Origin of the sequence: Mesorhizobium sp. M0496 (assembly GCF_040321205.1) — a bacterium.
Lineage (GTDB): Bacteria > Pseudomonadota > Alphaproteobacteria > Rhizobiales > Rhizobiaceae > Mesorhizobium.
The window spans coordinates 402,924-422,007 of sequence record NZ_JAMYRC010000001.1 but is presented as its reverse complement, the minus strand read 5'-3'; the positions used below and the strand labels follow the sequence as shown (position 1 = coordinate 422,007).

General features: G+C 63.4%; 19 protein-coding genes. 9 read left to right on the top strand and 10 right to left on the bottom strand.

Translation table 11 applies throughout. From position 1 onward, the window contains the following. Nucleotides 1–909, top strand: a complete 909-nt coding sequence (locus NKI73_RS02045; protein WP_352626984.1) for a DMT family transporter — start codon at nucleotides 1–3, stop codon at nucleotides 907–909. A 133-nt stretch (nucleotides 910–1,042) separates the two neighbouring features. On the opposite strand, the gene NKI73_RS02040 is transcribed toward NKI73_RS02045, so the two are convergent. Then, nucleotides 1,043–1,900 carry a LysR substrate-binding domain-containing protein gene (locus NKI73_RS02040; RefSeq protein WP_352626983.1) on the bottom strand — a complete coding sequence of 286 codons (858 nt, stop codon included), beginning with the start codon at nucleotides 1,898–1,900 and terminating at the stop codon, nucleotides 1,043–1,045. A 114-nt stretch (nucleotides 1,901–2,014) separates the two neighbouring features. Between NKI73_RS02040 and NKI73_RS02035 the strand changes: the two genes are divergently transcribed. From NKI73_RS02035 to NKI73_RS02025, 3 genes are all read left to right on the top strand, one after another. Then, entirely contained in the window at nucleotides 2,015–2,422 is a 408-nt protein-coding gene (locus NKI73_RS02035) for a tautomerase family protein (RefSeq protein ID WP_352626981.1), read from the top strand. Nucleotides 2,423–2,554: 132 nt separating this feature from the next. Next, nucleotides 2,555–4,777: an AMP-binding protein gene (locus tag NKI73_RS02030; protein WP_352626979.1), complete on the top strand. Its 2,223-nt coding sequence runs from the start codon at nucleotides 2,555–2,557 to the stop codon at nucleotides 4,775–4,777. A gap of 132 nt (nucleotides 4,778–4,909) precedes the next feature. After that, a complete protein-coding gene (locus NKI73_RS02025; RefSeq protein ID WP_352626977.1) occupies nucleotides 4,910–5,725 on the top strand; it encodes an SDR family oxidoreductase in 816 nt (271 codons plus the stop codon). Between the two features lie 143 nt (nucleotides 5,726–5,868). Here NKI73_RS02025 and NKI73_RS02020 read toward each other — a convergent pair whose 3' ends face one another. Both NKI73_RS02020 and NKI73_RS02015 read right to left on the bottom strand, forming a co-directional pair. After that, entirely contained in the window at nucleotides 5,869–6,687 is an 819-nt protein-coding gene (locus NKI73_RS02020) for a CDP-alcohol phosphatidyltransferase family protein (protein WP_502905575.1), read from the bottom strand. A gap of 3 nt (nucleotides 6,688–6,690) precedes the next feature. Further along, complete coding sequence (locus NKI73_RS02015) at nucleotides 6,691–7,389, bottom strand: phosphatidylserine decarboxylase (protein WP_352626976.1); 699 nt, start codon at nucleotides 7,387–7,389, stop codon at nucleotides 6,691–6,693. Nucleotides 7,390–7,661: 272 nt separating this feature from the next. On the opposite strand from NKI73_RS02015, the gene NKI73_RS02010 reads away from it, so the two are divergent. Beyond that, on the top strand, nucleotides 7,662–8,534 hold the full coding sequence (locus tag NKI73_RS02010; protein ID WP_352626974.1) for an SMP-30/gluconolactonase/LRE family protein: 873 nt from the start codon (nucleotides 7,662–7,664) through the stop codon (nucleotides 8,532–8,534). On the opposite strand, the gene NKI73_RS02005 is transcribed toward NKI73_RS02010, so the two are convergent. From NKI73_RS02005 to NKI73_RS01990, 4 genes are all read right to left on the bottom strand, one after another. Continuing rightward, on the bottom strand, nucleotides 8,531–8,878 hold the full coding sequence (locus NKI73_RS02005) for an antibiotic biosynthesis monooxygenase (protein WP_352626972.1): 348 nt from the start codon (nucleotides 8,876–8,878) through the stop codon (nucleotides 8,531–8,533). The genes NKI73_RS02010 and NKI73_RS02005 overlap by 4 nt on opposite strands. Before the next feature lie 98 nt (nucleotides 8,879–8,976). Then, nucleotides 8,977–10,857 carry an ABCB family ABC transporter ATP-binding protein/permease gene (locus NKI73_RS02000; protein ID WP_352626971.1) on the bottom strand — a complete coding sequence of 627 codons (1,881 nt, stop codon included), beginning with the start codon at nucleotides 10,855–10,857 and terminating at the stop codon, nucleotides 8,977–8,979. A 76-nt stretch (nucleotides 10,858–10,933) separates the two neighbouring features. Next, nucleotides 10,934–11,275 carry an ArsR/SmtB family transcription factor gene (locus tag NKI73_RS01995; protein WP_352626969.1) on the bottom strand — a complete coding sequence of 114 codons (342 nt, stop codon included), beginning with the start codon at nucleotides 11,273–11,275 and terminating at the stop codon, nucleotides 10,934–10,936. Nucleotides 11,276–11,342: 67 nt separating this feature from the next. After that, a complete protein-coding gene (locus tag NKI73_RS01990) occupies nucleotides 11,343–12,275 on the bottom strand; it encodes a LysR family transcriptional regulator (protein WP_352626967.1) in 933 nt (310 codons plus the stop codon). A gap of 95 nt (nucleotides 12,276–12,370) precedes the next feature. Here NKI73_RS01990 and NKI73_RS01985 point away from each other — a divergent pair, with 95 nt between their 5' ends. Next, on the top strand, nucleotides 12,371–13,162 hold the full coding sequence (locus tag NKI73_RS01985; protein WP_352626965.1) for an NAD(P)H-dependent oxidoreductase: 792 nt from the start codon (nucleotides 12,371–12,373) through the stop codon (nucleotides 13,160–13,162). Between the two features lie 29 nt (nucleotides 13,163–13,191). Here NKI73_RS01985 and NKI73_RS01980 read toward each other — a convergent pair whose 3' ends face one another. Continuing rightward, complete coding sequence (locus NKI73_RS01980) at nucleotides 13,192–14,751, bottom strand: LysM peptidoglycan-binding domain-containing protein (protein WP_352626964.1); 1,560 nt, start codon at nucleotides 14,749–14,751, stop codon at nucleotides 13,192–13,194. A 143-nt stretch (nucleotides 14,752–14,894) separates the two neighbouring features. On the opposite strand from NKI73_RS01980, the gene NKI73_RS01975 reads away from it, so the two are divergent. Continuing rightward, nucleotides 14,895–15,506, top strand: coding sequence for an LOG family protein (locus NKI73_RS01975; RefSeq protein ID WP_352626963.1), 612 nt, complete (start codon nucleotides 14,895–14,897; stop codon nucleotides 15,504–15,506). A 402-nt stretch (nucleotides 15,507–15,908) separates the two neighbouring features. Here the strand turns inward: NKI73_RS01975 and NKI73_RS01970 are convergent, their stop codons facing one another. Then, nucleotides 15,909–16,805: a LysR substrate-binding domain-containing protein gene (locus NKI73_RS01970; RefSeq protein WP_352626961.1), complete on the bottom strand. Its 897-nt coding sequence runs from the start codon at nucleotides 16,803–16,805 to the stop codon at nucleotides 15,909–15,911. A 111-nt stretch (nucleotides 16,806–16,916) separates the two neighbouring features. Here NKI73_RS01970 and NKI73_RS01965 point away from each other — a divergent pair, with 111 nt between their 5' ends. Together NKI73_RS01965 and NKI73_RS01960 are read left to right on the top strand one after the other, a co-directional pair. Beyond that, nucleotides 16,917–17,207, top strand: coding sequence for a muconolactone Delta-isomerase family protein (locus tag NKI73_RS01965; RefSeq protein WP_352626959.1), 291 nt, complete (start codon nucleotides 16,917–16,919; stop codon nucleotides 17,205–17,207). 178 nt (nucleotides 17,208–17,385) lie between these two features. Next, entirely contained in the window at nucleotides 17,386–18,384 is a 999-nt protein-coding gene (locus tag NKI73_RS01960; RefSeq protein ID WP_352626957.1) for a transporter, read from the top strand. A gap of 12 nt (nucleotides 18,385–18,396) precedes the next feature. On the opposite strand, the gene NKI73_RS01955 is transcribed toward NKI73_RS01960, so the two are convergent. Continuing rightward, the gene (locus tag NKI73_RS01955; protein ID WP_352626956.1) at nucleotides 18,397–19,083 is read right to left on the bottom strand and encodes a glutathione S-transferase family protein; all 687 of its coding nucleotides are present in this window, start codon (nucleotides 19,081–19,083) and stop codon (nucleotides 18,397–18,399) included. Nucleotide 19,084: the final 1 nt, after the last annotated feature.

The following is a 19,084-nucleotide window of genomic DNA, read 5'->3' as shown; positions in this document are numbered from 1 at the left end:
ATGACTGACATTGCAGCCACCACCGACACCGCCGCAGAGCGCACGCTCGGCATCATCCTGGTGTCATTGTCGGCCGCCGTCTTCGGCCTGACTGGTGTTCTGACAAAGTCGATTCATGCCGACCCGTTGACCATCATCTGCTGGCGCGGCTTTGTCGGTGCGATCCTGATCAGCCTCTACGTGCTGTGGCGCCGCCGCCGCTCCGGCAACCGCGAAACGCTGCGCCTTGGCTGGCGCGGCTGGCTGCTGGCGGTAGAGGGGGCGCTGGCCAGCATCGCCTTCATCTCGGCGTTCAAGTTCACCTTCGTCGCCAATGTCGCGGTCATCTATGCCACAGCGCCTTTCGTCACCGCGCTGCTGGCCTGGGTTTTGACCCGCGAGCCGTTCCGACTGCAGACGATGGTCGCCGCCGCCGTGTCGCTGTGCGGCGTGGCGATCATGGTCTGGTCCGGCTTCGGCAGCGGCAATTTGTTCGGCGACGGACTGGCGCTGCTGATGACCATCGGCAGCGGCCTCTACATGATCATGGTCCGCGCCTTCCGCGATACGCCGGTGGTGTGGGCCGGCGCGGTTTCGGCCTTCTTGCTGTTCGTGCTCGGCTGGTTCGTCACCGATCCGCTGGCGGTTTCGCCAAGGGACGCCGTTCTACTCGCCACTTTTGGTGCGTCCTTCGCGCTGTCCTCGATCCTGTGGACGGAGGGCGCACGGCTCATCCCGCCCGCCGAATCCGGGCTGCTCGGCTCGGCCGAAGTGCCGTTCGCTATCCTGTTTGCCTTCCTGTTCCTGGGCGAGATTGCGCCGGCCGCCAGCATGATCGGCGGCGCCATCGTGTTGTGCGCGGTGTTTGCCCATGCGGGGCGGGATTGGCTGATGGCCCGCTCGCAACGCATGGCGTCAAATATTTCTTAAAAAAATGACACAGTCACGGAACCATCATCGTGGTCAGGCATTAATGGTGCGACGGGCCATCCCCAAGTCCCCCCAAACCCCTCGGCCCGTCCTACTCTCAAGCCGACCGTAAGGTCGGCTTTTTCTTTGGTGTTCAGCCAGCCGACAAGGCAAGGTTGCCGCTGAGCAGTGTCGCCAGGTCGCCCGCCGGACCATCGGCGCCGGCGCGCAGCCGGATCGCGAATTCAGCCATAGGAACCTGCGGCAGGCCAAGCTCGCGCGGCGCCTCGACAATACCGGAATGGGCAAAGCGGGCTGTTCGCAGCGTCAACGCGACACCGGCGTTCACCGCCGTGCGCAGGCCGGCCAGACTGGCACTGCCGGCAGCGATGCGGTAGCGGCGGCCGGAAGCATCGAGCGCGGCAAGTGCCGCTTCTCGAAAACCGCAATAGGGATCGAGCAGCGCCAGCGGCAGTTCCTCCTGCCGCGAGGCCAGCCCTTTCTGCGAACACAGCCATATCATCGGCTCGCGCAGCACGCCGACTTCGTCAGAAGCCGCAGCCTGACGCATGACGATCGCCAGATCGAGGCCGCCAGACTGCAGCGCCTGCGCCAGTTCGGCGGAACGGCCGACCCGCAGTTCGATCCTGACGCGCGGATGACTGACGGCGAAGGCACGCAGCAGGTCCGGCAGGCCGCTGTCGGCGAAATCCTGTGTGGTGCCGATGGCGACGCGTCCGTTAGCCCGCGCGCCCTTCAGCGCCAGCCAGGCCTCGCGATGGGCGGCAAGGATGCGCCTGGCGTGGCCGACGAGGTCCTCACCAGCCGGCGTCAGGCCGCGTCCCCGCCCTTGCGGCGCCAGTAGCGGCTCGCCGACGATTTCCTCCAGCCGCTGCATCTGGGCGGTCACCGCAGAGGGCGAACGGCCGACGCTTGCAGCCGCCTGGGCCAGCGAGCCGCTGTCGACGAAAGCAAGGAAAGTCCTGAGCAGATCGGGATCGAGTGTCTCCATAATTCGATTATGTCGAATCTTCAGTTGAAAACAATTCGATTTTTTTGATCCAATGATGATGACATGATCCTTCCCAACGGCGATCAGACGCCGCTCGAACCAAGGAGAAGCAAAATGCCCATCATCACCGTCAGCGTCCCCGGCAAGCCTGACGCGGCTCTGTCCGCCCGCATCGCAAAGGAGGTTACCGAAATCACCGCCATGCAGCTGCGCAAGGATCCGACGATCACCGCGGTTGCCGTATCCTATATCGATCCGCAGCACTGGTTCGCCGGCGGCAAGTCGCTGGCCGAGCACGGCACCAATACGTTCTGGCTCGATATCAAGGTGGTCGACGGCACCAACACCAAGCTTGAGTTGGAAGCCTATCTCAAGGCGATCTTCGACGCGTTCGGCCGCCTGCTTGGCGGCGTGCACGAGGAAAGCTACGCCTTCGTGCATGAAGTGCCGGCGGCGGCCTATGGCTATGGCGGCAAGACGCAGGAGTTTCGGTTTATCAGCGGACGGTTGAAGGCGGCTTAAGCAGGCCGCCTCACCTTCCCCACAAGGGGGAACGAAAAAGGTCCGCATTGACGTTGCTCCCACATCGTCTAGGTTCTGGCCGAAGCGGCCGCAAAAGAGCCGAGATGATAAAATCGTTGGGAGAGACGCGGCATGGTCCTGACACTGGCGCTGCTTGCGGGTCTTGTTCTGGCCTGGCTACTGATCGGCGTGGTGGAAAAATTCCGCCTCGGCCTGCGCTTCACCCAGGCGCTGCTCTATGTGCCGTTCAAGCTCGCCTACCGGATTGCCGACACCCGCATCAAGATCGCCCGCAAGGCGCAGGCCCCCGTCATCTACGTCATTTCGCATCAATCGCGTTTCGAACCGGCGCTGATGCTGTCGCTGCTGCCGGACGATACACTTCACATACTCGACGAGGTCTCGGCGCGGTCGCCCTGGCTCGAACCGTGGCGCGAGCTTGGCCGCACCATCGCCTTCAATGCCGAACATGTCTTCGTCAGCCGCCGGCTGGTGCGCGTACTCAAAGGCAAAGGCCGGCTCGCCGTCTATTTGCCGGATGCGGTCGAGCCCGACGTCAAGACGTTCCGGCTGTTTCGTGCCGTCACCCGCATCGCGATGCAGGCCGACGCCAGCATTGTGCCGATCTTCGTCGGCGGCGCGCGCAGCCTGCCGGTGTCGTTGACGCCGGCGGACAAGGCACCACGGCACTGGTTTCCGCAGCTGTCGATCAGCGTGCTGGAGCCGATGACCATCGCCGAACTGGTGGCGCGCAACCCCGACCAGGCCTCGAACACCAATGCGTTGTTCGACCGTATCGCCGAAGCCCGGCTTTTCGGCACTAACCTCGATCGCAGCCTGTTCCTGGCCATGCGCGATGCCGCCGACCGGGTCGGCGCTTCGCACACGATCATCGAGGACGTCATCTCCGGCGCGATGAGCTACCGCAAGATGTTCATCGGCGCCCGCGTCCTGGGCCGCCGGTTCGAGGCGATCACGGCGCCGGGCGAAGCTGTCGGGCTGATGCTGCCGAACGCCAATGGGATCGTGCTGTCGCTCACCGGACTTCTGTCGGCCGGCCGGGTGGCGGCGATGATCAACTACACAGCCGGGCCGGCGAGCGTCACCGCTGCCGTGCGCACCGCGGTGATAAGGACCGTGATTTCCTCCCGCGCGTTCGTCGAGAAGGCCGACCTTGCCGATATCGTCGCGGCGGTCGAAAAGGGTGGCGCCAAGCTGCTCTGGCTGGAGGATGTGCGGGAGAGCGTCACCGCGCTGGACAAGCTCGCCGCCGCCTTGCTGTGGCGCTGGCCGCTGCAACGGCAGGATGCGGCCAAGCCGGCGGTGATCCTTTTCACCTCGGGTTCGGAAGGCACGCCCAAGGCGGTGATCCTTTCGCACAAAAACCTGCTGGCCAACGCCATGCAGGCCGAGGCACGCATTACCATCTCGCCCGCCGATATCCTGCTCAACGTGCTGCCGGTGTTCCACTCGTTCGGGCTGACGGGTGGCACCATCCTGCCGCTGGTCACCGGCGTAAGATTGTTCCTCTACCCCTCACCGCTGCACTACAAGATCATCCCCGAGGTCGCACGCAAGGTCAAACCGACCATCATGTTCGGCACCGACACGTTCCTCGCCAACTATGCGCGCACCGCCAAGGACGGCGATTTTTCCAGCCTGCGCTTCGTCGTCGCCGGCGCCGAGGCGGTGAAGCCAGAAACCCGCCGCGTCTATCGCGAGCGCTTCCAGGCGGAGATCATCGAAGGGTTCGGACTGACCGAGGCAGCACCCGTGGTTGCCGTCAACACCGCAATCCATGGCCGCGACGGCACCGTCGGCCGGTTGTTGCCGGCCATGCGCATGAAGCTCGAGCCGGTCGAGGGCATCTCCGACGCCGGCCAATTGTGGCTCGACGGACCGAACCTAATGATGGGCTACATGACCGCGGACCGCCCCGGCGAGCTGCAGCCGCTGACCGGCTGGCACGACACCGGCGACATCGTTGCGGTCGACCGTGAAGGTTTCATCACCATTCGCGGCCGCGCCAAACGCTTCGCCAAGATCGCCGGCGAGATGGTGTCTCTGGGTGCGGTCGAGATGCTGGTGCAATCGCTATGGCCAGAAGAACGCCATGCGGCTGTGGCCGTGCCGGACAAGCGGCGCGGCGAACGCATCGTGCTAGTCACCACCGCCGACGACGCCAATCCTGACGAGTTGCGCAAATTCGGCAAACAGGCGGGTGCCGCCGAACTGATGGTGCCTAACGATATCGTCAAGGTCGAGGAAATCCCGGTGCTGGGATCCGGTAAGACCGACTATGTGTCGACGAGAAAACTGGCGATCGACAGGCTGGGGCTCGGCGTCGCGGCGTAGCGTCCGTTCCTTCTTCCGAACCAGACCCGGCGGGCGCGAATGTGGCGTTCACCGCCACGTTTTTGTCTGATCGACAATTTATTGGTGAGAGACCATTCACCCGCCACCAGCAGCGAGGCACGGAGGTCTTGAGTGGCAAAAATACTTGTCACCGGGGGAACGGGGCATCTCGGCCGCGATCTCGTGCCGGCGCTGAACGAGGCCGGCCATATCGTCCGGCTGCTCGTCAGAAAAGCCGGGCAAGACGACTCCGTCGAATGGGCCATTGGCGATCTCGCGACCGGCGAAGGCATCGATGAGGCTCTTGGCGGCGTCGACACGGTCATCCATGCCGCGACGCTCTCGCCGATCGCCAGGCGCGGTATGAGGCCGATCGATTTCTTCTCCAGCCCGGCAAGCGTCGATATCGAGGGCACGCGGCACTTGCTTGCCGCGTCGCAGCGTGCCGGTGTCGGTCACTTTATCTTCGTTTCGATCGTCGGCCTCGAATTCAGCGGCCTGCCCTATGCCCGGGTGAAACTGGCGGGCGAACAGCTTGTGCGAGAGTCCCCGCTGCCGTGGTCAGTCATTCGCGCGACGCCGTTCTATTACCTGCTGGCGCAGATGCTGGGTGGGTTGAAATGGCTGCCGGTCTGGCCCTTGCCAACCTCGCCCTCAAATCCCGTCGATACGCGCGACGTAGGCTCCTATCTGGCAGAGGCGGCCGGCGACGGGAAACGTGGGGTATGGCCGGAGATCGGCGGCCCCGAAACAATGCCATTCTCAACCTTCGCGCGGCAGTATTGCCAGGCGCTTGGGATCAAGCGTTTCATCCTGCCGCTGCCGTTCAGCCGGAAGATGAGCCGCAGCATGGGGTTGGTCGAAACCGGCGAACGGCGCGGAGAACGGACGTGGAGGGCGTGGCTTTCCGAACAAAGCCAGAGCGCGCGATCCGCCAAGGCTCCCTGATCGTCTGTCGCGAATCTCATGCGATGCCCGACGGAGCCAGGAACAGCCATGAAACCGCCATGAGCGCTTCGCTTGCGCCTGGAGCGATTTGTTGCTGCAAGGGCTCAAGCCCAGGACTCGACCCCCGGACTAACCTATGTCCCCTAACCTATGTCCGAAGGCGGCACCTTCTCGCCCTCTCGCTTGGCGCGCTTGGAATAGGCGCGCACACTGAACGGCAGGAAGATCAGGTAGCCAGCGACCGAGGCGGTCAGCGTGTACCAGGGATAGGTCATCAGCAGGAGTACGTAGAGCACGACACCAAGGATAATCGGCAACACCCTGTCGCCCGGGATTCTCAGGCTCTTGCCGGAATAGACCGGCAGCCGGCTGACCAGCAGGAAGGCGACCAGGATGGTGAAGCCGGTGGCGACGAAGGCGGCTGGACGACTGGGCTCCAGCCCTGTGCGCAGGAAATAGAGATAGAGCGGCAGCATCACCAGCACGGCGCCGGCCGGCGCCGGCACGCCGACGAAATATTCGGACTGCCATAGGGGGCGATCGGCCTTGTCGTCGTCGAGCACGTTGAAACGGGCGAGCCGCAACCCGCAGGCGATGGCGAACAGAAGTGCAGCGATCCAGCCCGGCGAGCCGGCGCGGTCGAGCAGGAAGGCATAGAGCACCAGAGCAGGTGCCACGCCGAAATTGACGATGTCGGCCAGCGAATCCATCTGGGCGCCGAATTTGGAGGTCGCCTTCAGCATCCGCGCCAGGCGGCCGTCAATGCCGTCGAGGAAGGCTGCCAGCAGCACCATCACCACCGCCGGCTCGAAGCGGCCTTCGAAGCCGAAGCGGATGCCGGATAGGCCGGCGCAGATGGCAAGCACCGTGACCAGATTGGGCAGCACCATGCGCATCGGGATTTCGCGGATGCGCGGGCCGCCGCTGGCATGGGACTCGAACTTTTTGTATTGCGTGCCCACGGGTCAGGAAATCCGAACAAGAGGAGTGCCGGCGACACCGCCGAATTCGGCCAGCACCGTTTCGCCGCCGACCGCCGTCTGGCCAACGGCAACACGCGGCGTGGCGGCCAGCGGCAGGAACACATCGACACGCGAGCCGAAGCGGATCAGGCCGAAGCGCTCGCCGATGGCGATCGAGCCGCCGGCCTCGGCCCAGCAGACGATGCGGCGCGCCACCAGGCCGGCGATCTGGACGGCCGCAACCGTGCCGTTGGGACTCTCGATGACCAGGCCGTTGCGCTCGTTCTCGGTGCTGGCCTTGTCGAGTTCGGCATTGAGGAATTTTCCCGGCCGATGCTCGATCCTGGTGATGCGCCCGCGTACGGGAGCGCGGTTCACATGGCAGGAAAACACGTTCATGAACACGGAGATACGGGTCATTTCGACGTTGCCGAGACCAAGCTCGCGCGGCGGCACGGCCGGCCCGACCGCAGAGATGATGCCGTCTGCGGGGCTGACCACGAGGTGGTCGTCGACCGGCGTGACGCGCTCGGGATCGCGGAAGAAATAGACGCACCAGGCCGTCAGGATAAGGCCGATCCAGAACAGGATCGAGGAGAAATAGCCGAGGAAAAGCGTCGCCGCGCCAAAGGCCGCGATGAAGGGATAGCCTTCGCGATGGATCGGTACGAACGCGTTCTTGACCGTATCGACAAGGCTCATCGGGTAAAAACGGGCTCCGTTTCAATTGCGGCCTCAATAGCCGAAAGCCCCCCTCGCCGCAACGCAACAATCGGCAAGGCATTGATTGCAGCCGCTCCACGGCCTCAGTCGTTGTTGACAGCGCCCGACCTGACCGGGAAAAACCCATTGCCCCGGGAAACCCATTGCCATTGTCGGGGCGAGCCATCCTCGCCCGTCCTTGAAGAGATGGCGCTTGCATCGACCCAGCCAAGGGAGGCGAAGCGCCCGTGAGCCGACCCGAGGAGCCAGCAATGCCGTCGAAAAAATCAGCAGTCTCTCAAGCGTATCTCATCACTGCCGGCCTCGCCTTCGGCGAATCGCCGCGTTGGCACGACGGACGGCTCTGGCTCTGCAACTGGGGCACCGGTCAGATCATCGCCGTCGATGCCGACGGCAACCGCGAGGTCATGCTCACGATACCCGCCGTCCTGCCCTATTCCATCGACTGGCTGCCGGATGGCCGATTGCTTGTCATCTCGGGTCGTGAAGGCTTGCTGCTGCGGCGGGAAGCTGACGGCAGTCTCGTCACCCATGCCGATCTGCGCAGCCTGTCGAAAAGCCCGTGGAACGAGATCGTCGTCGATGGACGCGGCAATATCTATGTCAATGGTGGCGGACCGGCGCCGGCGCCGGGCGAGCATTTCGGCCCCGGCACCATCGTGCTGATCACGCCGGACGGCGCGGTCCGGCAAGTGGCGGAAAACATCGTCTTTGCCAATGGTATGGCGGTAACCCCGGACAACAAGACGCTCATCGTCGCCGAGTCCCATGCCAATCGACTAACCGCCTTCGACATCGCCGCCGACGGCAGTCTCTCCAACCGGCGCGTCTGGGCCGATCTCGACGGCTATCCCGACGGCATCTGCCTCGATGCCGAGGGGGCGATCTGGTACGCGGATGTGCCCAACAAGCATTGCGTGCGGGTGCTCGAAGGCGGTGAAGTGTTGCAAACGGTCGCTGTCGATCGCGGCTGCTTTGCCTGCATGCTGGGTGGCGCCGACAGGAAAATACTGTTCATTCTCGCCGCCGAATGGCGTGGCTTCGAGCACATGGTCAGTGATGCCCGCACCGGCCAGGTGCTCAGCGTGGAAGCGCCGGCACCTGGCGTCGGCTGGCCCGGCTAGAGCCCGGGAACCCGCTGATAGTTGGCGATGTCGGCCCGAACACCAAGCCGGGCGATCGTCTCCTGTGGGTTGAAGGCGATGCGCTCGTGCGCCGCCTTGACGATCGGCACGACATTGTCGACGGACGTCTGGCTCTCCCATTCGACGATAGTGACGAGGTTGAACTCGCCAGGACCCGAGAATTGCTCGAGTAGGAAATCCTGCACGAAGCCTTGCTGCAGGCGCAGCAATTCATGCGTTGTCCTGACCTTGGCCAGTATCTCTTCGCGAGCGGCGGCCGGGACGACGAATTTGTCCACCCTGAACACGCTGCCGCCGTTAACGTTCTGATTTGTCTTGCTCATTTCGATCATTCCGTTCCTGGACCATGTTTTTATTCGGCTCCAAGAACGGCCTACAATCTCAACTTAAGTTGAGGTCAAGCAGAAAATTCGCTCAACCTTCAATTCACCTCAGATGTCCGCCGGCGGACGATGACGCCAAACTCGTCGTCCTCGCGGGCGATGCGCAGCCGCTCCTCGGCTTCGGTCGCCTCGCGCTGGCGGTCCCACATCGAGGCATAGAGGCCGTGCTTGCGCATCAGCTCGGCATGGGTGCCGCGCTCGGCGATCTGGCCATCCTGCAGCACGATGATCTCATCGGCCGTAATCACCGTCGACAGACGGTGAGCGATGACGATGGTGGTGCGGCCGCGGCTGACCAGATCGAGCGCGGCCTGGATCTCCTGCTCGGTGTGGCTGTCGAGCGCCGAGGTCGCTTCGTCCAGCATCAGGATCGGCGGCGCCTTCAGGATGGTGCGGGCGATCGCCACGCGCTGCTTCTCGCCACCCGAAAGCTTCAGCCCGCGCTCGCCGACCATCGACTTGTAGCCGTCGGGCAGCCGCTCGATGAACGGGCCGATCTGGGCAAGTTCGGCAGCCTTGCGCATATCCTCCTCGCTGGCACCGATGCGGCCGTAGCGGATGTTGTAGGCGATGGTGTCGTTGAACAGCACGGTATCCTGCGGCACCATGCCGATCGCTCCGCGCAGGCTTTCCTGTGTCACGTCCCTGATATCCTGGCCGTCGATCAGCACCTGGCCGTCCTGCACGTCGTAGAAGCGGAACAGAAGCCGCGAGATGGTCGACTTGCCGGCGCCCGATGGCCCGACAATGGCGACGGTCTTGCCGGCCGGCACCTCAAAGCTGATGCCCTTCAGGATCTTGCGGTTCGGGTCATAGGAGAATTGGACGTCACGGAACTCGACCTTGCCGGCGCTGACAGTAAGTGGCTTCGCGTCCGGCTTGTCGACGATCTCCTGCGGCACATCCAAAAGGTCGAACATTTGCTCGATATCCGTCAACCCCTGGCGGATTTCGCGGTAGATGAAGCCGATGAAATTGAGCGGCACCGACAGTTGCATCAGCATGGCGTTGATGAAGACGAAGTCGCCGACCGTCTGCGTGCCGGCCTGCACTTCCAGCGCCGACATGCACATGACGATGACAGTGCCGAGGCCGAAGATGATGCCCTGGCCGAAGTTCAGCCACCCAAGCGAGGTCCAGATGCGCGTCGCCGATATCTCGTAGCGTGCCATGGAGCGGTCGAAGCGCTCGGCCTCCATGCCTTCATTGTTGAAATACTTGACCGTTTCGTAGTTGAGCAGCGAGTCGATTGCCTTGGTGTTGGCGTCGGTGTCGCTGTCGTTCATGTCGCGTCGGATCGAGATGCGCCAGTCGCTAGCGCGTACCGTGAACCAGACATAGACCCAGACGGTGACCGCGACGACCGCCACATATTTCCAGCCATAGGTGTAGGCGAAGATGCCGGTGGTCAGCGCGAATTCGAGAATGGTCGGCGCCGTGTTGAGCATGATGAAGCGCACGATCGTCTCGATGCCCTTAGTGCCGCGCTCGATGATGCGCGACAGGCCGCCGGTGCGGCGTTCCAAGTGAAAGCGCAGCGACAGTTGGTGCATATGGACGAAGGTGCGGAAGGCGAGCTGACGCACAGCGTACTGGCCGACGCGGGCAAACAGCGCGTCCCGCAATTGATTGAAGCCAAGCTGCACCAGGCGCACGACATTGTAGGCGACGACCAGCATGACGGGCGCCAGCAGAAAGCTCGGCAGCGGCGGCACCGATTTGGCGTCGCCGGCCAGCGCGTCGGTCGCCCATTTGAAGAAATAGGGACCGGCGACCAGCGTCAGCTTAGCGACGACCAGCAGAAGCGTCGCCCAGGTGACCCGTGCTCTCAGATCAGCACGATCCGCTGGCCACATGTATGGCCACAGGTTGAGCAGCGTCTTGAAAGTCGAGGAGTCGGAGACGGTTTTTTCGGCCATTCTTTGTGCCTTCTTCTTATGTCTTTTTGACCATGATCTCTTCCGAAAACCGGGCTCCGCTTTTCGGGATCATGGTCTAGCGGCCGGAGCAGCAGGAATTGACGAGGGCGATCAACGACGCCGAGACGTCGGCGAGCGCGGCGTGGTCGATAGCATATCGCGAGCGCTGGCGATCAGGCTCGAACCTGACCAGCCCGGCCTCGACCAGTATCTTCAGGTGTTGTGACACCGTGGACTGCGCCAGATCGAAACGATCGACGACTTCGCGGCAGCAGCAGGGGCTGCTCGCCGACAGGTGTTTCAGGATGTCGATCCGCGCCGGGTGCGAAAGCGCTGCCAGCCGAGCAGCGACGGTGCGGCTGTCCGGGGCCTCCGACGCGGAGCGGAGTGTATGGGTTTCGAAGGGGCTGTCGCTCATCGTCCATCGGCGATAAACGATGGTTGGCGCTGCCGCAAGCTACTCTTCTGGGCAGACCAGATAGCGGCTAACGCTGTGAGATGGACTTCTCGATCCCCGGGATATCGGCTATCCGTTCAGCCAGAAAGTCGACCAGCAGGCGAACCCTTGCAACGCCCGCGCGCTCCGGGACGATCAGCATGTTCAACGGGACGGACGGCAGCGAATAATCATCCAGCAAGGTCTCGAGCAGGCCCGCCGCCAAAAGATCGCCGACAAGCCATCGATGAGCCGGTGCGATTCCTCGACCCGCGACCAAGGCCTCGCGCGCGGCAAGCCCATGGTCGACACGCAGTCGCCCCGCGAAGGGCACCATATAGCGCTCGCCTCCGGCGCCCTGCAAAGCAAGAGTTTCACTGCCCGCCACGTTCGACATCCGGATGCCCTCATGTCCAGACAGGTCCGACGGGACAGCCGGTCTCCCTCGCGCCGCCAGATAATCCGGCGATGCTACGAGCAGGCGCCGTGACAGGCCGAGGGCCCGCAGCTTCAACGAGCTGTCAGTAAGCGGTCCCAAGCGAAGCGCGATATCGACGCCTTCCCGGACCAAATCCACACGCTCATCGGTGAGGCTGAGGTCAATTCCGATGTCGGGATATCGGTCCTGAAAGGCGAAGATGAACCGGGTGACGTGCAAGACCCCGAATGCGGCCGTACAGGATATCCGGATGGTGCCGGCCGGCGCGCCACGTGCGCCCCGCGCTTCGTCGCCGGCCTGCTCGACAAGGCGCAGGATCTGGATACTGTTTGTATAGTACCGGCTACCCTCATCAGTCAGCGTGACCCGCCGGGTGGTCCTGCTGAGCAAAGGCACACCCACCGCCTCTTCAAGCTCCTGCAAATGCCGCGTAACCGTCGACTGCCCGATACCCAGTTCGCTGGCAACCAGCGACAGATTACCCCGTTCCGCGACGCGAACGAAGGTGCGCATGCGTTCGAACGTGATATCCGATTTATCCATTATTCGGCACAATCTTATGCATTATGAATACGTAGCGGATTATGTCGATATTGCGTAGCTAAGGGACCAGTTTTTTCAATCCTCGGAGTCCCCGCATGAAAATTCTACTTGTTTTCGCTCATCCCGAATCGCGCTCGCTCAACGGCGCGCTCCGCGACGTCGCCATCAGCGAACTCGAGGCACAAGGCCACGAAGTTCGGGTTACGGACCTTTACGCCCAGGGTTGGAAATCAGCGGTTGATCAGGCCGACTTTCCGGTTTTGGCATCGGACGCGCGGTTGATGCCTGCCACCGCATCAAAAAAATCCTTCGAGACCGACGCGCTGACAGAGGACGTCAAGGCCGAGATCGCAAAGCTGCTGTGGGCGGATGCCCTGATTCTCCAGTTTCCGCTCTGGTGGTTTGCCATGCCGGCGATCCTCAAGGGCTGGGTCGACAGGGTCTTTGCCTACGGCTTCGCTTACGGTGTGGGCGAACATAGTGACAAACGATGGGGCGACCGCTACGGCGAGGGAACCTTGATGGGCAAGCGCGCAATGTTGATCGTGACCGCCGGCGGCTGGGAGGAGCACTATGCCCCTCGCGGCGTCAACGGACCAATCGATGATCTGCTGTTCCCGATAAACCACGGGATTCTCTACTACCCGGGCTACGACGTCCTTCCGCCGTTCGTCGCCTATAGCGTCGACCGCTTCGGCGAAGCCGACTTCGAGCCCACTGCGGAGCGCCTGCGCGAGAGGATGAGAACGTTCGCGACCACGCAACCCATCCCCTATCGCCGGCAGAATGGCGGCGACTATTTGATTCCGAGCATGAAGCTACGCCCCGAGCTGGGCGATCAGAACATGACCGGGTTCAAACTTCACCTGAGCGGCTCAACGAGCTAGCTGACTTCGACCTTGGATGGCCTTGGACTCTAGTTGGTCTTGGCCGGCGCCGTCGTTGCCTGCTTGCCCATCGCTTTGAGGTCGGCGGCTTCGCCTTCCTTGGACTTTTCCGGGACCTTGAACACCTGTCCCGGCCAGATGCGATCGGGATCGCTGATCTGGTCCTGGTTGGCGAGGTAGATGGTCGAATAGCGCACGCCATGACCGTAAACACGCCGCGAAATCCGCCACAGCGTGTCGTTGCGGTGGATGATGACGGCGCCATCGGCATGTTCGAGTTTGGGCGCCACCGTCTCGGGCACGTCGCTCGGCGGCGCGGTCTCCGCCACAATGGCCGGGGCTTCGGCGGCGGGAGCAGGCGTCGTGGCCGGTGCCGTTTCGGCCGGTGCGGCGGCAACCGCTGGCGCCTCGGCGGCTGGCGCTGCAGGAGCTGCGGGCGCTTCGGCGGCAGCGGGAGCCGCAGGCTTCGGGTCCGCGGGTTTTGCCTCGGCGGGCTTGGGCTCTGCGGGCGCCACGGCGGCGATCGATTCACCCGGCTCGCGCTCGAATGGCACGGCGGCACGGGCCACCACTTTCACGCCGTCGACATCCAGACCGTCGACATGGATGGTATAGCTGCCGACCGGGATGTCGCGCGTCGCCTCGACAAGGAAATGACCGTCCGGCGACGTCTGCGCCTCACCGAGCAGGATATCATTGGCATAGGCGCGCACCTTGCGGCCCGGATCGGCGAGGCCGGCGACAAAGATCTTGTTGCCGTCGATCTCGACCGCCTCGACGACGATCTTGGGTTCGGCCTCTGCTGCGGCGGGCGGCGTCGCCGGTGCTGCCGGAGCAGGTGCTGCTTCAACCAAGGCTGGCGCTGGAGCCGCCGGTGCGGCTGGCGCCGGAGCAGCGGTTGCGGGCGCTTCGGCTGCAGGAGCAGCAGCCTGGTCGCCTGCAGCCGGTGCGGCCGGCTTTGCCTCGGGAGCCGGAACGGTGAGCAGTTCGGCCGGTTTGCCCGGCTCCTCGACCATGGCCAGCACCTGGCCGGCCGCATCCTTGGGAACCGAAACGACGGCGGTCTGCGTCGAGGGCGTTACGACATCGCCCGTGGTCGCACGCAGGGCAATCGTATAGTCGCCAGGCTTCAGCGGATCGTCGAGCACGATGACAAAGGCGCCATCGGGACCGGCGACCGTCGAACCGAGCACCGCCGTGCCGTTGAGGATCTCGACCTTTGCATTGGGCGCCGCATTGCCGGCAATGACGATAGAGCCATTGCCCTCGACGCGCACGACATCGAAGGACGGTGCGATCGGACCGGCCGCAGCCGGCGCTGCCGGAGCCGCTGCATCCGTTGCCGGTGCCGCTGGTGCCGTTGCCTGGGGCACCGCGGCGGGCGCGGCCGGCACAGCCGCCGCTGGAAGCCGCGCTTCCGTGCCGGGAGCAGCCGGTTTCGGCGCCGCGGGCGGCGTCAAGGCCGCCACTTGCGCCGGCGGCGTCGGATTAAGATACGGGTCGAGCGCACCCGAAACATAGGCGGTCCCCGCGGCCGCAACGGTCCCACCCGCCACGAACAGGAACGCCTTCAATGGATTAATCACCATATTTCTCTACCCCTTAGCCACCTAACGCCGGTCTAGCCTGTTTTGCCCATGTCGACAAGAAAGAGGGACCGACAAGAAAAAGCCCTAGCTTGTTGACCCTTGGGGCTTGACCGCGCTTTCAGACCCAATCACCAATCATCGGCATGAACACGATTCGATCCGTCTGCGTCTATTGCGGCTCGTCTCCGGGCCGCGATGAAATCTATATCAAGGCCGGGCACCTGCTCGGGCGCTCGATTGCCAAAGCGGGCCTGCGGCTGATCTATGGCGGCGGCACCAAAGGCATCATGGGCGCCGTCGCCGAAGGCGCCTTGCGCGCGGGGGGCAAGGTGACGGGCATCATTCCGCGCTTCCTGATCAATAGGGAGGCAACGGAAACCGCGCTTGACCGGCTCGACGAACTCTTGATCACCGACAACATGCACGAGCGCAAACACAAGATGTTCGAGAAATCCGACGCCTTTGTGGCGCTGCCGGGCGGCATCGGCACGGTCGAGGAGATCGTCGAGGTCATGACCTGGGCGCAGCTCGGTCATCACCGCAAGCCGATCGTCTTCGGCAATGTCGGCGGATTCTGGGATCCGATGCTGGCGTTGCTCGATCACATGGCCGCCGAAGGCTTCATCCACACCGCGCAACGGGTCAAGCCGCTGGTTGTCGACGACCCCGAGGCGATCGTCGCTGCCATCATGGTGGCTGGGTCCTCCGTCGACGCCCCGACCGAAGGCGTGCAGTCGGTGATAGACAAGATGTGAGAGAATAGGGAATAGGGAATAGGCAGTATGAATGCCGGGGAACGGCAACCCCTACTGCCTACTGCCTACTGCCTACTGCCTACTGCCTACTGCCTACTGTACTGCCCAGGACAACGAACTCGGGCTAACGGGTTCCTTTGGAGCCTTCGCTTGCGCACTGGCTGACGGAGCATCAAACGAAAAACCCGCCTGTGCGGCGGGTCACTGGCGCAAATCAGCACCATAGCCGAATATGTACCATAGCTGCGGTCACGGAGTCAAGAAAAAATTCCTATTACCGGCACAAAAGCCGACACCGCCGAACTGTCGTCTTTGTTAACCTGAGTGCGGAGCCCTAGCCTACTGCCTACTGCCTACTGCCTACTGCCTACTGCCTACTGCCTACTGCCTACTGCCTACTGCCTACTGCCTACTGCCTACAGCAGCTGCCTGCCGCAAGCCGGAGATCACCTCGCGGCGGTCGTGACGCCGCCAGGCAAGATAGATGGAAACCGTGCGCTCGAACCATGGCAGGTCGCGAAACACGATCCGCGACGGTGCGGCGGCACGCAGGCTGGCCTGCACCGTCGCCAGGCCGAGACCGGCGCTGACCAGACCGAGCGAGGTCAGCGGGTCCGCCGTCTCATAGGCGATGTCGGGCAGAAAGCCGGCTTTGGCGCAGGCGGCAAGGAATTGCCCGCGATTGGTGTCGTCAGGCTGGCGCACGACCGTGATCCAGATGCGGCCGTCGAGGTGATGCGGCCCGATCTCTGATATTTGGACAAGCGGATCATCTTCGGGGATCGCCAGCACCAGCGGCTCATGCCGCAGCGCGATGGCGGCGATATCCGGGTCATCGTCGGTTGGCTGCGAATAGACAAAGCCCAGATCGAGCACCCGCTGGCGCAGCCCCTCCAGCTGCGCCGCCGAACGCAGGCTTCTCAGTTGCAGGTGAAAGTCCGGCCGGTCGCGGCGGAACTGGCGCAGCATGCCTGCGACAAGCCCGGCATGCACGGCCCCTTCGACATAGCCGATGGCGAGCCGGCCGACTGCGCCGCTGGCCAGGTTGCGGCCGAACTCCTCCAGGCGTCGCGCGTTGGACAGCAGCGAGCGGGCCTCGGTGAGGAAGGCGCGACCTTCGGCGTTGAGATGGACCCGTTGCTTCGACCTTTCAAAGAGGGAGACGCCGAGCTGCTTCTCGAGCTGCATGATCTGCCGGCTGAGCGGCGATTGCGAAATATGCAGCATTTCGGCGGCGCGCCCGACATTGCCGGTTTCGGCGACGGTGACGAAATAGCGGAGCTGGCGCAGGTCGAACATCTTGTTTCCCCGAGTCTCAAGTCCTTTTCGATCTCAATTTTAGCCTAACCAGTCTTGGACGGTCTGACCAGCGGAGGTGATACTCGGCCATCCCAACCAAAGGAGACCGCCATGCAGTTCTTTGCCCTTCTCACCCGCAACACCGCTGAGTTTGCCGATGCCGATTTCGCCCCACTTCTGCCCAGCGAGGCCGAACAGCGGCGCACGCTCTACGCCGAAGGCGCGATCCGCCAGGTTTGGAACCGAGGCGACATCCCGGGCAGCGGCATGATGTTCGAAGCCGGCAGCGACGCCGACGTGCGCAGTCATCTCGCCACCTTGCCGCTGGTGAAGGCAGGGATGATGGACATCGCTGCCATCGTGCCGCTTAACCCTTACCCTGGGTTCGGCCCGAAGCGTTGAGAGGGCGCAATCCGGTGGCGGCGAAGGCGTCTCCACCGGATTGACGTGGATGATCGACAGACTGTGATCGGCCGTCAAGAAACCGTCACACGAAACCGGGTTCGCCCGTGCTAGACATCAAGGGTCAGGCGGCCGCCATGCGGCGCCATGTTCGAAACTTGCATCTGGCACCGCGCCCATGGATATCGCTCTCGCCCCGGAAGGCACCGACCTGTCGCCTTACCTGCCCGACGAGCACGGGTTGTTCTTCATCTATCACTTCACCGCAGAGGGCGTGCGAACCAGGGACGCAGCCGCCGCACGCTGGACATGGCGCAGCTATCAGATCACCGACCTGCACGCACGCCAGGAGATCGGCGCCGAAAGGGCTTTGCCGGGGCCGGTGCGCGACGCCTTCCTTGCCCCGAGCCATGGTTGTCACATCGACTTCGAGGATGGCTGGCTCTATGGCGATCTGCCGGATCTCAGGCACGACTTTTCGGAGGCGCGCGGACTCGTCCATTTCCGCTTCGCCTTCAACGACACGATGCTGATCGGCGCTCGCAAGCAGCCGCTGGAATCGATCGACGCCGTCCGCAAGGTGGTGGAAAATGGATCGCGGAAATTCCGCTCGCCGGCGGAACTGATCGAGGCGGTCACGGGCCAGTCGCTCGATGGCATGTCGGCCGAGCTCCGCAAGCTGGGCGACACGCTCGATGGCATCGAGGACCGTGTCGTGCGCGATGCATGGCACAATGAACGACAAGCGCTGGTCGAGGCGCGCCGACAATTGGTGGTGATCCATCGGCAGATGGCGACGATCACCAATCTGTTCCGGCATCTCGATCATTCGCATCGCAACGAGCTGCCTGACCCGATCAACGACATGGCAGTCAGGCTCTCGCAACGAGCGCATACGCTCTATCATGACGGCGAGCAGTTGCAGGCGCGCACAAGGCTGTTGCAGGACGAGCTGATGGCCAAGCTGACCATGCAGTCGAACCAGCTCCTCTATGTTCTCTCTGTCATGACAGCGGTGCTGTTGCCGATGACCATCATCTCGGGCCTGTTCGGCATGAATGTCGGCGGCCTGCCCCTGGTCAACACACCGATGGGGTTTTGGGTGGTGTCGGCGGTATCGCTTATTATCGCCGCGGCTACCTATCTGTTCGTCCGACGGCTCGGCCGGGGGATGTAACGTCAGTACCTTTCACGCCGAGGCGCGAAAATCCTCGAGGACGGTGCCGGCGGCGGCGACTTCCGCTTCATGGTCGGGCTCGCGCCAGGTCTCGGCAAGGCCTGCCGCATACCATTCGCACATCGCCGGCAAGGCAAGCAACTGCGCCGGATAGGCGGTGGCAGCCCCTCCGAAAACGAGCCCGTAGGACTGTGCTCGAAACGCCACTGGGGCAAAGAAGGCGTCGACGGCGGTGAAATGAGGACCGGCGAGAAACGGTCCGCCGAAACGGGCAAGACCATCGTTCCAGAGATCGCCGAGGCGAAAGAGATCCTGCTTCAGCGCATCGGACATCGGAAACGGCTTTACGCGCAGGCCGCAACTCATTGGGCATGAACCGCGCAGTGCGGTGAAGCTCGAATGCATCTCAGCGGCGGCCGAGCGTGCCCAGGCGCGCGCCTTGGCCTCGACGGGCCAAACGCCATGGTGGCGCTCCGCCAGATACTCGGCGATGGCCAGTGAATCCCAGACCGCCCAACCGTCGTCGATCAGGCACGGCACCCGGCCGCTGGGCGAGAACGACCGGTAGAGCTCCCAGCTCGATCCGGTCGGGAATGGCGTAAGCTGCTCCTCGAATGGGATATCCAGCTCTCGCATCAGCACCCAGGGCCGCAGCGACCATGAGGAATAGTTCTTGTTGGCGATGTGCAACAGGTACATC

Excerpts from the sequence above, each read along its gene's own strand:
- NKI73_RS02040 (WP_352626983.1), bottom strand. The coding sequence starts at position 1,900 with ATGGAGACACTCGATCCCGATCTGCTCAGGACTTTCCTTGCTTTCGTC.
- NKI73_RS01995 (WP_352626969.1), bottom strand. The coding sequence starts at position 11,275 with ATGAGCGACAGCCCCTTCGAAACCCATACACTCCGCTCCGCGTCGGAG.
- NKI73_RS02030 (WP_352626979.1), top strand. The coding sequence starts at position 2,555 with ATGGTCCTGACACTGGCGCTGCTTGCGGGTCTTGTTCTGGCCTGGCTA.
- NKI73_RS02000 (WP_352626971.1), bottom strand. The coding sequence starts at position 10,857 with ATGGCCGAAAAAACCGTCTCCGACTCCTCGACTTTCAAGACGCTGCTC.
- NKI73_RS02005 (WP_352626972.1), bottom strand. The coding sequence starts at position 8,878 with ATGAGCAAGACAAATCAGAACGTTAACGGCGGCAGCGTGTTCAGGGTG.
- NKI73_RS01975 (WP_352626963.1), top strand. The coding sequence starts at position 14,895 with ATGAACACGATTCGATCCGTCTGCGTCTATTGCGGCTCGTCTCCGGGC.
- NKI73_RS01965 (WP_352626959.1), top strand. The coding sequence starts at position 16,917 with ATGCAGTTCTTTGCCCTTCTCACCCGCAACACCGCTGAGTTTGCCGAT.
- NKI73_RS01960 (WP_352626957.1), top strand. The coding sequence starts at position 17,386 with ATGGATATCGCTCTCGCCCCGGAAGGCACCGACCTGTCGCCTTACCTG.
- NKI73_RS01980 (WP_352626964.1), bottom strand. The coding sequence starts at position 14,751 with ATGGTGATTAATCCATTGAAGGCGTTCCTGTTCGTGGCGGGTGGGACC.
- NKI73_RS02035 (WP_352626981.1), top strand. The coding sequence starts at position 2,015 with ATGCCCATCATCACCGTCAGCGTCCCCGGCAAGCCTGACGCGGCTCTG.
- NKI73_RS01985 (WP_352626965.1), top strand. The coding sequence starts at position 12,371 with ATGAAAATTCTACTTGTTTTCGCTCATCCCGAATCGCGCTCGCTCAAC.
- NKI73_RS01970 (WP_352626961.1), bottom strand. The coding sequence starts at position 16,805 with ATGTTCGACCTGCGCCAGCTCCGCTATTTCGTCACCGTCGCCGAAACC.
- NKI73_RS02045 (WP_352626984.1), top strand. The coding sequence starts at position 1 with ATGACTGACATTGCAGCCACCACCGACACCGCCGCAGAGCGCACGCTC.
- NKI73_RS02015 (WP_352626976.1), bottom strand. The coding sequence starts at position 7,389 with ATGAGCCTTGTCGATACGGTCAAGAACGCGTTCGTACCGATCCATCGC.
- NKI73_RS01955 (WP_352626956.1), bottom strand. The coding sequence starts at position 19,083 with ATGTACCTGTTGCACATCGCCAACAAGAACTATTCCTCATGGTCGCTG.
- NKI73_RS02010 (WP_352626974.1), top strand. The coding sequence starts at position 7,662 with ATGCCGTCGAAAAAATCAGCAGTCTCTCAAGCGTATCTCATCACTGCC.
- NKI73_RS01990 (WP_352626967.1), bottom strand. The coding sequence starts at position 12,275 with ATGGATAAATCGGATATCACGTTCGAACGCATGCGCACCTTCGTTCGC.